Genomic DNA, 14657 nt, shown 5'->3' on the forward strand with positions numbered 1-14657 from the left:
GTTTCGGTGATGACAGGCTATATAGGGCCTGTAGCAACTACAGGGTCAAGGGCATGGCATTCACGATCGGCGACATGGGCAAGGCGACGGCCACGAAGATCGAGACGATCCGCTATTACGAGAAGATCGGCCTGCTGCCCAAGCCGGCGCGGACGACGAGCAACTACCGGGACTATGGGCAGGCGGAACTTGGCCGGCTGTCTTTCATCCGTCGTGCCCGCGACCTTGGATTTTCGCTCTATCAGGTACGTACGCTGCTGAGCATCTCGGGTGATCGCAGCTGTGATTGCGAGGGCATCGACCGGATCGCCAGGGAGCATCTTCTGGAAGTGGACCGCAAGCTGGCGGACCTTGCGGCGCTTCGCAAGGAACTCAAGGCGGTGATCGATTCCTGTGATGGCGGCACGGTTGCCGATTGCCGCATCATCGAAGCGCTTGGGCCTGCGTTGTCATCCTGAGTGCGCTTTCCCCGGCTCAAAGCCGCCGCGCTCCTTTCGATTCGTCTCCCGCCTGCGAGTGACGGCGGCAACACGACGAATCATAAAGTTGGCTGGAATGTTGGGCGGGCCAAGCCGCCTCGAAAAATACTCATGGAGTCAGTATTTTTCTAAACCGTTGGCGGAGCGGGAGGCCGCCAACTACAGGGCATATCTATCTATAATTTCATGAGAAGTTATAGCCCGCTACCCATCCCATACCATGAAAGATACCATAGCCAAGAAACGCGGCTAAGGCTCTAGGTTCAGTCGTCTGCCACACTTAGCGAGCCAAAACTGAACCCGTCGACCGACGAAAGCCTACCGCGCCAGAGCACCCCTTCTCCGGGGAGCGGGCGCTGACCCGGTGAGAAGAACTGTGCGTTCCGCAGGTGGATGTAAGTCGGCATCGAGGGGGCTTCATCTTCCTCCTCCGGCTTGTACAAGTCAGCTGCGGTCGCAAACACCTCCTTCATATAGTACGCGACCTTCATTTCATCGGTGGCGAATGGCTCGACCAAAGCCGTCTGCAACTCGAAATACTTTGCGCCGCCGATCATTACGCCAGATACAATAAGGCCATTAACTTGAAGGGTCATGGCTTGTTCGAATCCAAGCGTCTGGGCGTCGGAAACGATCGTAGCCAGCACCCAATCTTGATTGTCTGGAATCTGGATTACCGGTTCAGCTTTATTGTCGTCTTCCATTTTCAATCGCTCCCTGTTTGCCGATGAGCATCATGTGGTGGCACGTGCAGCGTAACCAAGTGCCAACCGCCTGACCCAGAGCACCAGCCCCATAATGGGACAAATCGTCCGAGGGGTTTCAGACAGCGTGGGGGGTACCGGAAAAAACGTAACAAACGTAACAAGTGGCGGATTTCTGCGGTTTTTGGCGTAACCTAAAGCGTAACCTCTGAGTGACGAGATTACCTTTTTAAAAGGTAACTTTTTGAACTGAAAAACCATAGGATTTCTGCGGGGGTTACCTTTTTCGGCCTGCAAGGTTGCGCTAGATTACCTTCCGAACGTAACACAGAAAATCATCTAAATTCAGAGACTTGAGGTGGTGTCGCGGCGGGAGGTTACGCATGTTACGCTTCTCCGGTACCACCCACCGCAGCGAGGGGCCTTAATCCGTATTTTTCAGAGGATGCGCTTCGTTCCGTAAGACCCGTCTAGCTGCATCAAATTGCAACGCGGCGAGGGTCCCTGAGGTGCGCGCCCAGCCTAGGACCTAGGCCGGGGGACCGGAAGTCCTCGTGGTGCATCAAATGGGACACATAAAGTGCGCGGGCGAGGCGGGGGGATAAGCGCGTTGCGAGGGGGTGCCGCCCCGACCGGCCTGCCGAGGGCGGCCGACCCGCGCAGGTCCGCGGCTTCGGGCATGCCGCGCCTCTCTAGACCGGGTGCGAGGCGCCTACCGGGGGACGCAATAATCGTGCGCGGTCAGCACATACGAAAAGGGCGGCCCAATCGAGCCGCCCTTCGTGGGACTAGGTGTGTAGCGTCAGGCCGCCGCCTTCGTCCGCTCCCGGAACCGCACCGCTTCGCGGCCGAGCGTGTCGTTCAGTTCGAGGAACACGGACTGCAGCGGCTCAATCTCCAGTTCGAAGAAGCTGTCGAGTGCCTTCGCCGGATCTCCGAAGCCGCCAGCGTTCGCGGGGATGATGCCCAGCAGCTGGGGCGGTACGCGGTGCGCTGCCAGGACGTCGTCGCGCGTCGTGTTCTTGATGCCGAGAAACTCGTCGTTGGCCCCTACCGACGCGATGGGCAGGATCTTGATGCCGTTCTCCTTCCCGTCGGCCGCATGCACGAACAGATTGCGGAAGTTGCCCGGCCCCTTCGACCGCTTGAGCGCGTCGCGCATCTTGTCCACGTCGCCATCGGCAAACTGCCCGGTGGCATAGAGGATGTAGCCAGCGTGGTTTCCGTTCTCGTAATACCGGCGGCGGAACAGCGTGGCGTTCTCGTTTAGCAGCGCGGCCTGCAGCGCCGACAGGTATTCCGGCAGACCATAGATCTCCTGATTGATGTCAGGCGCCATGATCTGGTGGACGGTGCCGGCATCGAACTCCATTTCGTTCTGGTGACTGGGCACCCACCAGAAACTGCCCGGCGCGAGGCCACGCCGGGTATACTTGGCGAGAACATGATCGAGCCGCAACAGGCCGCCCAGGCGGTTGCGCACCTCCTGCACATAGGCGTTACCGAGAACAAGGTAGTCCTGCACCATGGCGGCGAAGTCGCTCCGGCTGATCAGCGATGCCGGGTCGAGGCTGGCGGCCAGCATGTTGCGCTTCAGGATGATCGCGCTCGAATGATGCGGCGACGCGCGGAAAGACCGGGAGAGGCCGTCCAGCGAGATCGGCGGCTCATACCAGCGCTGGTTGTGCCAGCACTCCAGCATGTCGAGCATCGTGGCCCGGCTGTTCACCGGCTCGGGATCCCCGAAGCTGAAAGCCTCGATCGACTTGCCGCGATTGTCGTTGGCGGCGACAATCGCGCCGCCCGATGCTTCGGCGGTCTCCTGACGGCTCATCCTGCGGGCACGGCTACGCTTGCTCATTCGATAATCTCCATCGTGCCCTTGGGCTTTTCCTTGCCGTCGAGCGGCTCGTTCATGAGGATGTGCATGGTCGCCCAGGCGATGTCGGCGTGGCCGTCTTCGCCGCCGCGTCCAGCCTTGAAGGTAACGTTGCGACCGCTGGTGGTCAGGGTCCGCTTGATCGAAACGAAGGCCGAGACGATGTCGAGATAGCTGCTATCGAACGCGAGGCGGCCCCGGCGAATGACGTTCTGAGCCTTCATGATCATTCCCGCCTTCACCTCCAGCGAGTATTCGATCTTGGCGACCATGCAGCTGGCCGGCATTGCCCCGACTTTTGCCAGCAACTGGTAGACGCCGGCACCCACGCCCGTGGCATCGATCCCGAGGTACGTGCAGTTGTAGCGGCTCAGCATGGCCTTTATGAAATCGGCCTGCTGCTGGAAATCGAGACCCCGCAGCGGGTGGCGTTCGAGGATCCGGAATTGGCCGCCTTCGACCAATGGTGGCGCGGCGATCACCAGTGCTGCGTTGTCGCCCGTTTCGCTCGACTGCGGGTCATATCCCGCCCAAACCGCCAAGTTGCCGTAGGGCCGCGCCGCCTCGATGTTGAAATCAGTCCAATCGACGAGGCTGTCGCAGCCGCAGGCGATCATGTCGTTGAACTTGAACGCCGACAGGGTGTCGTCGACGAAGTCGCACATGAACAGGTTGGCGAATTCGTCGGGCGCGTACTCGTCGCGCAGTTCCTCGATGTCGAACAGGTCGCAGCCGCCGCGCTCGGCGTCCTCGATGTTGACGATATGGCGCCAGACGCGATCCGGGCCGACGCTGCCCTCCTTCGCCAGCGCCGCATGGCTGACGTCGATCTCGACGCGGTCTTCCTTCTTGCGCCGGCGGTTCCGGCGCTCGCCGGTCCAGTAGGGATAGGCCGGGTGTGCCACGGTGGACGGCGTGGAGAAGTAAGTTTTGCGCCACTTCTTGTGCGTCGCCATGCCCGAGGCGACCTTGTTGAGCTCCTCGAATGAATGGACCCAAAAGAACTCGTCGAAATAGAAATTGCCGTGCCGGCCCTGCGCCGTGCGAAAGTTCGTGCCGAGGAAGTGCATCTCGGCCGCTGCGTCCTCCTCCGGCCGCAGATCGGAGGTGATCAGCATCGGATCGCCGGTCAGCGCGACGCCGACCAGCTTGGCAAAGCTGACGATGTAGGAGCGGAACTGGTGGGCCTGCGCCTTCGAGGCTGACAGGAAGATCTGGTTGCGGCCGGTCTCGATCGCGTCGATCAGCGCTTCGAACGCGAAATAGTAAGTCGCGCCGATCTGGCGCGACTTCAGGATCATGCGGGTCCGCTGGCTCAGCGCGTTCCACCACGTCAGCTGGTAGTCGTAGCAGCCCTCAAGGAATATTCGCTTGAGTTCGGCCGCCTGCTCGGCGGTGAAGTGGTTCTTCTTCGGTGCCTTGCGCGGCCCGGCATTGCGGTTGCCGACCTTTTTGTTGAGGTCACCGGAATGGCCGCCCGGCTCCTGGTAGCGGCGGACGCGCGCGAGACTTTCGATCTGCCGGGACAGCGCCTCCATCTCGACCAGATCGCCGCTGGTCTTCTTCTCCTTCGCGATCAGGGTCAGCAGCCGGATCTCTAGCCCGTCTTCGATCTTTTGGATCGAGGGTGCCTCGTCCCATTTGTCGCGCTGCTTCCATGCCGCGATCGTCGCGCGAGGAATCGGCCCGCCGGTGTCGCCCTTGACGCGGTGCAGCGCGAATTCGTCGGCGATCTGCTGGATGCCCCACCCGCGCCAGTACAGGCTGCGCGCGTGGCGGCGCGGATCGAATTGCCATGCGGTCGCGGGTGCGCCGGGCTGGGGAAGGAATGGGCCGGTCATGGCGCGACCATGGCGCGCGCTTTTCGCCCCGATCACCGCTGTCCATTTCGCTGAACGCTAAGCGAAATGCATGCCCTTGAGAGATCGTGTCCGAGCGTCCCTTTCTGGCCCCACACCGCTGCCGAACCTCAAGGGAACCGGACCGATCATGGCCAAGAGCAAGTTTTTCCGCGTCGCCGTCGAAGGCCCCACTATCGATGGGCGCGTCATCGAACGCGAATTGCTGGTACAGAGCGCCGCCAGCTATGCGCCCGCGACTTACGCCGCCCGCATCAACTGCGAGCACATCGCCGGCTACAGCCCCGACAAGCCCTTCAACGCTTACGGCACCGTGCTCTCGCTCAAAACCGAGGAAGTCGACCTCGTCGTGAACGGGGTGACCAAGAAGCTGCTCAGCCTCGTCGCCGAGATCGACGCCAACGATCAGCTGATCGCGCTCAACAAGGCCGGGCAGAAGCTGTTCACCAGCTGCGAAATCCATCCGAACTTCGCCGGCGAAGGCAAGGCCTATCTGGTCGGCCTCGCAATCACCGATTCCCCGGCATCGCTCGGCACCGAGCCGCTCAAGTTCGCGGTCCAGTCCCGCCCCAACGTCTTTTCGTCGGCCTACGAGACGTCGCTGGAGATCGAGCCCGTGCTCGATGGCGCGACGATCGCCGAGGCCACCAAGTCCGGCATGATCGCCGCCTTCACCTCGCTCTTCAAGGCCGAGAAGCCGAAGGAAGCGGTCACGCCGCCGGCGCCGCCCGCGCCCGCCAACGATAACGTTTTCGACGTCGAGCGCTTCGGCGCCGTGCTGGGTGAGCAGGTCGCCGCCGCCGTGAAGCCGTCCAACGACGCCGTCGCCGCGCTCACTACCCGCTTCGATGCGTTGGAGGCGAAGCTCTCGACCGAGGAGAAGCCTCAGACCTTCAAGCGCGCCCCGGCCGCCGGCGGCAACGGCTCCGTCGTCACCGACTGCTGATCCGGCCCGTAACCCAGACCTGCCCCACGCCCACCGCGTCCCCCTAGGAGCCTTCGCCAATGCGCAACGAAACCCGCCTGCTGTTCAATGCCTACGTCAGCCAGATCGCGCTGCTCAACGGCGTGGACAGCGCCACCGTCAAGTTCAGCGTTGCCCCCGCCGTCGAGCAGAAGCTGGAAGAGAAGATCCAGGAGTCGAGCGACTTCCTCGGTCAGATCAATGTCGTCGGCGTTCCCGCCCAGCAGGGCGAGAAGGTCGGCGTTACCGTCACCCGCCCGCTTGCTAGCCGCACCAACACCGGCGCCGGAAACCGCCGCACGCCCGGCGATCCGACTGACACCACGGACGACGGCGGCTACCACTGCCGCCAGACCAACTTCGACCACGCGATCAAGTACGCGAAGCTCGATGCCTGGCGCCACAAGCCCGAGTTCCAGACGCTGCTGCGTGACGTGATCCTGAAACAGCAGGGCCGCGACCGCATCATGATCGGCTTTAACGGCACCTCCATCGCCCCTCAGACCGATCGCGCCGCCAATCCGCTGCTGCAGGACGTCAATGAGGGCTGGCTCCACAAGATCCGCACCCATGCCGCCGATCGCGTTCTCGACGACGGCGAACTGACGGCGGGCGCGACCAAGGCGATCTACGTAGCCGCCGGCGTCGAAGTGGTCGATGGTGATGCCACCAACGTCGACACGGCCGAGGCCGATTACGCCAACCTCGATGCGCTGGCATTCGATGCGCTCGACCTGCTCGATCCCTGGCACCGCAGCGATACCGATCTCGTCGTCATCGTGGGCTGGTCGCTGGTCAAGGACAAGTACCTGAACCTGCTGCAGGGCGCCGGCGACACCGCGACCGAGCGCGAGGCTGCTCACCGCATCCTGACCCTGCCCAAGCAGCTGGCCGGCAAGCGCGCCGTCATCGTCCCGTTCTTCCCGGAAGACGCGCTGCTGGTGACCAGCCTCGATAACCTCTCGATCTACTGGCAGGAGGAAACCCGCCGCCGTCAGGTCAAGGACGAGCCCGCGCTCGACCAGATCGAGAACTACGAATCCGTGAACGAGGATTACGTGGTCGAGGACTACGGTCGCTGCGCCCTCATCGAGAACGTCGTCATGGGCAAGAAGCCGGCCTGATCCCGGCTCTCGCCTTCCCGAAACCGCTCCACCCACAGGACAACGCCATGAGCCTTGCTCGTCGTAAACGCGATCGCATTCTCGCTGCCCAGACCATCATCGCAGCGCAGACGATCCACGCAAGCGTTGCCATTGTGCGTGGGGCGGCCCTCGCCCCCGCTGCCGCCCTCTCCCCGGCAGCGGGGGCGAACTCTTCGCCTGCCGACCGCGCCGCATCCCAGATTACCCTTCGGCTGACGCATGATCTGCGCCGGCTTAAGGAAATCCGCTCGATCGATAAGAAAATCGCGGCCAAGTGCGAGATGCTTCCCGAGTACAAGGCGTGGGTGGACGGCATCATGGGCGCCGACGCCGGCGTCGGCACTGGCCTCGCCGCCGATGTGGTGCCCACGTACATGGTCTGGCTGCTCGACACCGGCGGCTACATGCCAGCGCTCGACGTCGCTGAGTTCCTGCTGCGCCACCGCGTCGAGATGCCCAAGCGCTACGCGCGCGACGTTCCGACCATCGTCGTCGAATTGATCGCGGACGCTGCCGCCAAGACCCAGAACGCAGGCCAGTCGTTCGATCCGGCCGTACTCGACACTGCCGACAACCTGACGGCGGGGTTCGACATTCACGATGAAGTGCGTGCCAAGCTGCTGAAGGCCATTGGCATCGAGCAGCTGCGCAAAGCCGAGGACATGCCGGCGGAAAACAGCCGCATCGTTCTGGAGAGCACGCTCGTTCACCTTCGCGAAGCCCAGCGCCTCAACGACCGCGTCGGCGTGAAGGATCGCATCAAGCGCGCCGAGAAGCTGCTGGCCGCCGTCACGCCGCCTCCGGTCGACACGAACACCGAACAGAGCGGCACCGCCGCCTGACAAGCTCGCCCCCGGCGCTCAGGGGCGGATCGCGCGCTGAGGGAGGCTTTCGGGCCGTAGGGCCGCCAGCTGACCCGATCCCCACCCCTGTTAGCCGGCGGGCCGATCGGAGACCGCATGAACATCGTCCACCAGATCATCGTCGCGGCACTGCTGTTCAGCGGTTTTGCCTTCTATATCTTTGCAAAGCAGGCGCTCGGCGACGCGCTTATCTCTTGGTACTTGGTGCGCGTACTGCGCCTGCCCGGCTTCAACTGCTTTTCCAAGCTCGGTGACATGCCGCTCGGCATCGCTCTGATCTGCCGCCTGTTGGCAGCAGGGCTTTGTTTCTACTCCGCTTGGTGCTTCGCGAAACTCCTCATCATCCTCGTCCCGCTGACGTGGCACGTCATGGTAGCGGCGTGACTTACATCCCGCTCCCCAGCGCAGACTTTACCGCTTCGCCCGACGCAGTCCCGGAAGCGCCGATCGTCAACGACGGTTTCTTCCCAGACATCCAGCCCAGCGCTGTGCGCGAGGCCGCGAGGATCCCCACCAGCATAACGCCTGCCCGCCTTCGTGCCGCGATCCTCGGCGCGATCATGACGGTGGCCTATGATCTGGCCGCCTTCGCCGCCCGGTCCACCGCTGACGGCCACGCTACTCTTGCGGCGATTCCCGCCCCGCAGCTGGACGGCCAGAGCGTCCAGCTGATCCGCTACAACCGCGCCGTTGCCCTCTACGCTAAAGCTGAACTGATCGAGCGCCACCGCGACTTCGACACGACGTCGGCCGGCGGGAACGACGCCCAGGAACTCACGCCCACCATTGGCGAACTTCGCCGCGATGCGCTCCACGCGGTGCGCGACATCCTCGGCAAGCCCCGCACCACGATCGACCTGATCTGATGGCCGCCGAACAGCGCCTGACCGCGAAGCAGGGCGACAAGCTGGATCAGCTGCTCTGGCGCGAGGCCGGTCTCGGCCCGGGTGAAATCACGCGCGTCCTCGATGCCAACCCCGGCCTCGCGGATCTCGGCACCATCCTTCCCCTCGGCACCGTCGTCATTGTCCCGGCGACTGCCACTCAGGAGGGCAACGCAAATCGCGTCCTGCCTCTCATCCAACTTTGGAGCTGATCCCATGGACCTGCGAACGATCTTTCACATGGCCTTCGAACACTGCGCGGAAGTGGTCGGCTCGCTCACGCCATCGCTGATCGGCTCGGCCGTCGCCCAGGCATGGAAGCCGGCGATGTCTTGGCGCGATCGGATGCTCCAGTGGGTCGTTGGCTCCACGGTCAGCTATTACGCCACCCTCGCGATCGTCGCCGTCACGGACTGGAACGGCTTCGTCGCGCAGTCGATCGCCTTCGGCATCGCGCTCCTCGCCTTCGATGCCACCCCGCGCGTCGTCAAGGCCGCGATCGACACCCTCGTCACCATCCCAGGCCGCATCGCCGACCGCTTCCTGCCGAAGAAAGGCTGACCCATGTCCGTACTGGCTACCGTCAAGACCAAGTCCCGCCAGATCGGCGCCGCCGCCCTGACCATCATCGGCGCCGCGATCGCACTTGAAGGCGGCTACGTGAACCACAAGGCCGATCCGGGCGGCGAAACCAACATGGGCATCACCGTGCAGGTCGCGCGCGAGAATGGCTACACCGGCCCGATGCGCACGCTGCCGCGCGAAGTCGCGGAAAGCATCTACTACGATCGCTATCTCGTCGCCCCCGGCCTCGCCCCGCTGATCTCGATCGATGCCGCGGTTACCGAGGAACTGTTCGACACGACGGTCAACATGGGTCCGCCCCGCCCGTCGCGCTGGTTTCAGGATGGCATCAACGCCCTGTGCGGCACGCGCCTTGCGGTAGACGGACAGATCGGCGCCCGGACGATCGCCGCCTATTCCGCGTGCCAGAAGGAAGCGGGCGCCGCGAAGCTGTGCGGGCGGATGCTCGATCGCCTCGATACGAAACAGCGCGCCGAGTATGACCGTCTCGTCCGCGTGAACCCCAGCCTGAAGGCGTTCCACAAAGGCTGGATTGCTCACCGGATCGGCAACGTCGATCGCGGTAAATGCGGTCGCCCGGCGGCATGATCGGACTTTCGCACCTCGCTCTCGCCGGCGCGCTGGCGGCATGCGTCGCCGGCATCAGCGGCTTCGCATACGGAACGCGCGTCGGCGCGGCGCAGGAACAGGCGGCGCAGAAGCGCGCCGACGACGCGGCCGAGGCCGAACGCGCGAAGCGGCAGAGCCAGATCGATGCCGGCGCGCAAGCCCACCAATCCGCCGAATATGAGCGGCAGGCCAACGTCAGGGAAATCTATCATGAATCGCAGAAGGTCATCGAGCGCCCGGTCTATCGCAATGTGTGCGTTGATGCTGACGGCGTCGGCCTGCTCGACCGTGCAGTTGCCACCGCGAACGGCGAAGGTCTCGCCGGGGCTGCTGGCGACGCCGCCGGCGCTGCCGCCGGTCCAGCGCAATAGCGCGGGCGAGATGACCGGCGCCGAGGCGCTGCCCAGCCTGACCGCGCTCTACGACGTCGCCGGGCAGATCCGCGCGGCCTTCATGGAACTGCAGGCCGAAGTGCGCCTGGCATTGGGAGGCGATGATGCGCAAGGCCGATAGCCTGCGGCGCTGGCTCACCGCCTGCCTGCCTCTCGACTTCAAGGATCATCCCGACCGCCTGCAGATCTACATCGAGGGCGGCCAGATCGCCGCGCGCCAGTCCCACACCCTGTCGTTCGTCTATCAGTACACCCTCAAGGCGCTGGTGACGGATTTCTCGGGGGACGCTGACCGCCTGATGGTGCCCGTTCTTGCGTGGATCACGAAGGAACAGCCGCAGCTGTTGCGCAAACAGGATAGCCAGCCCTTTTCCTTCGAAGCGGAACTGCTCGACTTGGATACCTCCGATATCGAGATCTCGATTGACCTGACCGAGAATGTCATCGTGACGCCGCGCACCGATGGCAGCGGCTACGACGTCGAGCACCCACCCGAGCCGGACTTCACTGACAGCTTCGCCGGCGTCGGCGCCACATTCCGTCAGGGCTTCGGCAACGCGGAACTGCTGCTCGAAAGCGATGCGCCCGCGCCATGACGGACGAACTTGCCGAGATCGAGCAGCTGGCTGGCACGATCCTGCGTAGCCTCTCCTCAGGCCCACGCCGGGCTCTGATGCGCCGCATGGCGCGTGAACTGGCGATCAGCCAGCGCGAGCGTATCACCGCCCAGCGCCAGCCTGACGGCAGCGCCTTCGAGAAGCGCAGGGACAAGGCGCCGCCTGTCTCCGGACGCGGCGCGGCCTGCTTCCTCTACCCGTCCGGCGGCGGCGGCGAACCGCGCCGCGTCATCATGAAAAGCTTCACGTGGGGAACCGGCCACATGCTGACCGGCTTCGACATCGAGGCAGGCGGCATCCGCTCGTTCGAGTTCGGCAAGATCGTGAAATGGCTTCCGGTGCCCGAGGAACATCGCAACGCCGGCGGCGGGCGCTTGCGCCGCCGTGGCGGCCTGCGCCGGCGAGCGATGTTCCGCCGCCTTGCGTCCTCCCGATTCCTGAAAACCGGCACGGACGATCAAAGCTTCTGGGTCGGCTTCACTGGCAAGGTTTCGCAGATCGCCGACGTCCACCAGCACGGCCTGCGGGACAAGCCGTCCCTTCGGGCAAAGGCCGTACCCTATCCCAAGCGCGAACTGCTGGGGGCAACCCCGCGTGATCGGGAGCGGCTGCTCGATGTGCTGTACGAGCACCTCGCCGGCGGCTGAGCCACCCCTCATTTTGCTGAACGTCCAGCTAAATGCCGGGGGATAGCGCGGGCATACCGGTGCGCCCGACATGGCGGCCATGGCCGATCCCACCTTCACCGCTGTCGATCTCTCCCGCCTGCCGTCTCCCGACCTGATCGAGGCGCTGGACTACGAGACGATCCTTGCTGGCGCAGTCGCGCACTTCAAGGCTGAGATGGCGGCTGTCGGCGTCACCTTCGAAGGGCGCGAGAGCGATCCCGCCACCAAGCTTCTGCAGACGTTCTCCTACCTCGCCCAGCTGCTGCGCCAGCGCGTGAATGATGCCGCACGCGCCGTCATGCCTGCCTATGCGGTTGGCGCCGATCTCGACAACATCGCCGCCCTGTACGGCATCATGCGCAAGGTCATCACGCCTGCGGATGAGGCCAACGGCATCCCGGCCGTGATGGAGAGCGACACCGAGTTTCGCCGCCGCATGGTGCTCGCGCCGGAGGGCTATTCAGTTGCCGGGCCTGAGGGCGCCTACCTCTTCCACGCCCTGTCCGCAGATGCGGAAGTGCTCGACGCTACGGCCACCAGCCCTTCGCCCGGCGTGGTTGTCGTCTCGCTGCTGTCCCGCCTCGGCAACGGCTCGGCCTCGCAGCGTTTGGTCGACGCCGTCCAGGCATACGTCTCGGCGGACACGCGTCGGCCCCTAACCGATCTCGTTATCGTTCAGCCTGCAGAGATCATCCCGTTCCTTGTCGATTACGATCTGACCACGTTCAATGGCCCTGATGGCTCCCTCGTCCTCGCCAACTCGCTCGCCAGCGTGGAAGCCTACGTCGCGGAAAGCCACCGCGTCGGGCGGGACATCACCCGCTCCGCGCTATTCCGTGCCGCCCACGTCGAAGGTGCACAGAACGTCGTCCTCAATTCGCCAGCTGCAGATGTGCTGGTCACCCGCACGCAGGCACCTTTCTGCACCGGCGTTGCTGGCAGGCTCGCGGGGACTAACGAGTGATCTACCCCTCGATCCTGCCCCCGGCATCGACGAAGCTGGAAAAGGCGCTGGAGCAGACCGCTGCCAGCGTCCTCGACTTCACCGCGCCCATCCGCGACGTCTGGTCGCCTGTGCGGTGCCCGGTCGGCCACCTGCCATGGCTCGCGTGGGGCCTCGCGATCAGCCACTGGAAGACGAACTGGACGGTTGAATACAAGCGCGCGGCGATTGCCGATGCGATCCCGTATCACCGGCGCAAGGGCACGCGCCGCGCCGTCGAGGAAGTACTGGAACGCTACCACCCGGCGCTGACGCTGACCGAATGGCACGAAGCCAACCCGAGGCGTGCGCCGCACACGTTTGAGGTGCGCGCCCCGGCCGACATCGGCGCCGCCTTCCTCACGCCCGAGACGGCCAACGCGATCATCGCCGACGTCGCCATCGCCAAGCCCGCCCGCTCGCACTTCGACTTCGTGCAGGTGCTGGAGGCACAGGCCGGGCTCTACATGGCCGCCGGCGGCATGGCAGGCGCCATGTTCCGCGCCGACTGCACCACCACGATCGACCACAGCCGCGACTGGGGCCGTGTCTGGCAGTCGGAGATCGGCGAGCCCTTCAGGACCGAAGACGGCTCCGAATATTGGGAGGTAGAATAATGGCCACGCTGGTCCTCAAGCTGACCGACGCGGGGCTCGCGGCTGTCCAGGCCGCATCCGGCTCCGATCCCACTGTCATCGACGGCCTCGGGCTGACTGCCACGCCATTCGACTATGCGCCGACGCTCACCGCGCTGCCGGGCGAGTTCAAGCGCGTGGAAGTGGCGTCGGGCATCGCCTCGGCCGCCAACGTCACGCACCTCACCGCCTACGACACCAGCGCCGACGTCTGGACCGCGACCGGGTTTGGCCTGTTCCTCGACGACGGCACCCTGTTCGCTGTCCACACCGGTGCCGAGCCGGTCATGTCGAAGGTAAGCCTCGCCTTCGCGCTGCTGGCATTCGACATCGCCTTCGAAGCCGACTTCGCGTCCAACATCGCCTACGGCAACGCTGTCTTCGCCTACCCACTCGCAACTGAGGACATTTCCGGTGTCGCTGAGATCGCCACGCAAGGCGAAGTCGACGCCGGCGACGACGATCGCCGCTTCGTCACGCCCCGCAAGCTGCGGGATCGGCTTGCGTCAATCCTGCAGGCCATCGCCACGGAGGTGCAGACCCGGGCCAGTAACGTTGCCGACCTGTGGACGGCGCTGGGAAACGAGACCGGCTCGCGGGAAGCGGCTGACACGAACCTCGGGACAGCCATCAACAACGAGGCCACGGCGCGGGGCAATGCGGACGGTGCGCTCGGCGGTCGGATCGATGGCGAAGTTGCCGCCCGAGCCGACGCCGACAATGCACTCAGCGGCGCGATCGGCGCCGAGGCGACCGCGCGGGTAGATGCGGACAACGCGCTAGGCGGTCGAATCGACAGCGAGGCTCAGTCACGAACCAACGCCGACAATGCGCTCGGCGGCAGGATCGATGCCGAGGCTCAGTCACGAAGCAATGCAGATGCCGCGCTTGGCGGCAGGATCGATGGCGAAGCGGCAGCCCGGAGCAACGCCGATAACGGCCTTCAAGAGCAGATCAACGCTCGCCTCGTCGCCAGTGCGTACACGGCGGACGACGTGCGCGACAAGCTGCGCACCGTCGACGGCGCCGACTCCGGGATCGATGCCGACCTGCTCGATGGCTATCAGGGCGCGGACTATGACCGCGTGATCCAGCGCAACTTCGTGGCCAACGGCGGCTACGAGGTCTTTGCCTCCGGCAAGAAGGTGACGTGGGGCACGTTCTCGATGCTGGAGAACTCCACCGTCACCTTCGTCCTGCCCGTTGGCCACACCTCGTGGGTGAACCCCGTGCTCGGCGTGAGCAGCGTCGCCGGCAACACGGACATTCAGGACAACACCGGCATCGCCGGCATCAACGTCGATGCCAACGGCGCGCCGACCGGCATCCGCATCTGGAACGCAGACGATCGCACCGTGACGGTGTGGATCCGAACGCTCGGCGTCTGAGGGG

At 64.5% G+C, this 14657-nt stretch carries 19 protein-coding genes; 16 read left to right on the forward strand and 3 right to left on the reverse strand.

The window, feature by feature from the left end:
- Positions 1 to 53: 53 nt before the first annotated feature.
- Positions 54 to 458, forward strand: coding sequence for a helix-turn-helix domain-containing protein (locus V2S85_RS07335; protein ID WP_330702202.1), 405 nt, complete (start codon positions 54 to 56; stop codon positions 456 to 458).
- A gap of 284 nt (positions 459 to 742) precedes the next feature.
- Here the strand turns inward: V2S85_RS07335 and gvpU are convergent, their stop codons facing one another.
- The 3 genes from gvpU to V2S85_RS07350 all read right to left on the reverse strand — a co-directional run bounded on the left by gvpU (position 743) and on the right by V2S85_RS07350 (position 4903).
- Positions 743 to 1183: a gas vesicle accessory protein GvpU gene (gene gvpU, locus V2S85_RS07340; protein WP_330702203.1), complete on the reverse strand. Its 441-nt coding sequence runs from the start codon at positions 1181 to 1183 to the stop codon at positions 743 to 745.
- Positions 1184 to 1985: 802 nt separating this feature from the next.
- Entirely contained in the window at positions 1986 to 3044 is a 1059-nt protein-coding gene (locus V2S85_RS07345; RefSeq protein ID WP_330702204.1) for a phage portal protein, read from the reverse strand.
- The gene (locus V2S85_RS07350; RefSeq protein ID WP_330702205.1) at positions 3041 to 4903 is read right to left on the reverse strand and encodes a terminase large subunit domain-containing protein; all 1863 of its coding nucleotides are present in this window, start codon (positions 4901 to 4903) and stop codon (positions 3041 to 3043) included. Before V2S85_RS07350 ends, V2S85_RS07345 begins: the two co-directional genes overlap by 4 nt.
- Before the next feature lie 148 nt (positions 4904 to 5051).
- Here V2S85_RS07350 and V2S85_RS07355 point away from each other — a divergent pair, with 148 nt between their 5' ends.
- From V2S85_RS07355 to V2S85_RS07425, 15 genes are all read left to right on the forward strand, one after another.
- Positions 5052 to 5867, forward strand: a complete 816-nt coding sequence (locus tag V2S85_RS07355; RefSeq protein ID WP_330702206.1) for a GPO family capsid scaffolding protein — start codon at positions 5052 to 5054, stop codon at positions 5865 to 5867.
- Between the two features lie 59 nt (positions 5868 to 5926).
- Positions 5927 to 7009 (forward strand): phage major capsid protein, P2 family, encoded by a 1083-nt coding sequence (locus V2S85_RS07360; RefSeq protein ID WP_330702207.1) that lies wholly within the window; start codon positions 5927 to 5929, stop codon positions 7007 to 7009.
- A gap of 47 nt (positions 7010 to 7056) precedes the next feature.
- Complete coding sequence (gpM, locus tag V2S85_RS07365) at positions 7057 to 7872, forward strand: phage terminase small subunit (RefSeq protein WP_330702208.1); 816 nt, start codon at positions 7057 to 7059, stop codon at positions 7870 to 7872.
- A gap of 117 nt (positions 7873 to 7989) precedes the next feature.
- Positions 7990 to 8277: a hypothetical protein gene (locus V2S85_RS07370; RefSeq protein WP_330702209.1), complete on the forward strand. Its 288-nt coding sequence runs from the start codon at positions 7990 to 7992 to the stop codon at positions 8275 to 8277.
- Positions 8274 to 8759 (forward strand): head completion/stabilization protein, encoded by a 486-nt coding sequence (locus V2S85_RS07375; protein WP_330702210.1) that lies wholly within the window; start codon positions 8274 to 8276, stop codon positions 8757 to 8759. The genes V2S85_RS07370 and V2S85_RS07375 overlap by 4 nt, the downstream gene beginning before the upstream one ends.
- A complete protein-coding gene (locus tag V2S85_RS07380; RefSeq protein WP_330702211.1) occupies positions 8759 to 8989 on the forward strand; it encodes a tail protein X in 231 nt (76 codons plus the stop codon). The genes V2S85_RS07375 and V2S85_RS07380 overlap by 1 nt, the downstream gene beginning before the upstream one ends.
- 4 nt (positions 8990 to 8993) lie before the next feature.
- Positions 8994 to 9338, forward strand: coding sequence for a hypothetical protein (locus V2S85_RS07385; protein WP_330702212.1), 345 nt, complete (start codon positions 8994 to 8996; stop codon positions 9336 to 9338).
- 3 nt (positions 9339 to 9341) lie between these two features.
- Positions 9342 to 9950 (forward strand): glycoside hydrolase family 108 protein, encoded by a 609-nt coding sequence (locus V2S85_RS07390; RefSeq protein ID WP_330702213.1) that lies wholly within the window; start codon positions 9342 to 9344, stop codon positions 9948 to 9950.
- The gene (locus V2S85_RS07395; RefSeq protein WP_330702214.1) at positions 9947 to 10342 is read left to right on the forward strand and encodes a hypothetical protein; all 396 of its coding nucleotides are present in this window, start codon (positions 9947 to 9949) and stop codon (positions 10340 to 10342) included. The genes V2S85_RS07390 and V2S85_RS07395 overlap by 4 nt, the downstream gene beginning before the upstream one ends.
- Positions 10343 to 10352: 10 nt before the next feature.
- On the forward strand, positions 10353 to 10484 hold the full coding sequence (locus V2S85_RS07400) for a hypothetical protein (RefSeq protein ID WP_330702215.1): 132 nt from the start codon (positions 10353 to 10355) through the stop codon (positions 10482 to 10484).
- Positions 10468 to 10959 (forward strand): phage tail protein, encoded by a 492-nt coding sequence (locus V2S85_RS07405; RefSeq protein ID WP_330702216.1) that lies wholly within the window; start codon positions 10468 to 10470, stop codon positions 10957 to 10959. The genes V2S85_RS07400 and V2S85_RS07405 overlap by 17 nt, the downstream gene beginning before the upstream one ends.
- Complete coding sequence (locus V2S85_RS07410; RefSeq protein ID WP_330702217.1) at positions 10956 to 11627, forward strand: phage virion morphogenesis protein; 672 nt, start codon at positions 10956 to 10958, stop codon at positions 11625 to 11627. The genes V2S85_RS07405 and V2S85_RS07410 overlap by 4 nt, the downstream gene beginning before the upstream one ends.
- A 79-nt stretch (positions 11628 to 11706) precedes the next feature.
- A complete protein-coding gene (locus tag V2S85_RS07415; protein ID WP_330702218.1) occupies positions 11707 to 12612 on the forward strand; it encodes a baseplate assembly protein in 906 nt (301 codons plus the stop codon).
- Positions 12609 to 13247 (forward strand): phage tail protein I, encoded by a 639-nt coding sequence (locus V2S85_RS07420; protein WP_330702219.1) that lies wholly within the window; start codon positions 12609 to 12611, stop codon positions 13245 to 13247. Before V2S85_RS07415 ends, V2S85_RS07420 begins: the two co-directional genes overlap by 4 nt.
- A complete protein-coding gene (locus V2S85_RS07425; RefSeq protein ID WP_330702220.1) occupies positions 13247 to 14653 on the forward strand; it encodes a hypothetical protein in 1407 nt (468 codons plus the stop codon). The genes V2S85_RS07420 and V2S85_RS07425 overlap by 1 nt, the downstream gene beginning before the upstream one ends.
- Positions 14654 to 14657: the final 4 nt, after the last annotated feature.

Origin of the sequence: Novosphingobium resinovorum (assembly GCF_036352595.1) — a bacterium.
In the GTDB taxonomy this organism is placed as follows: Bacteria; Pseudomonadota; Alphaproteobacteria; order Sphingomonadales; family Sphingomonadaceae; genus Novosphingobium; species Novosphingobium resinovorum_B.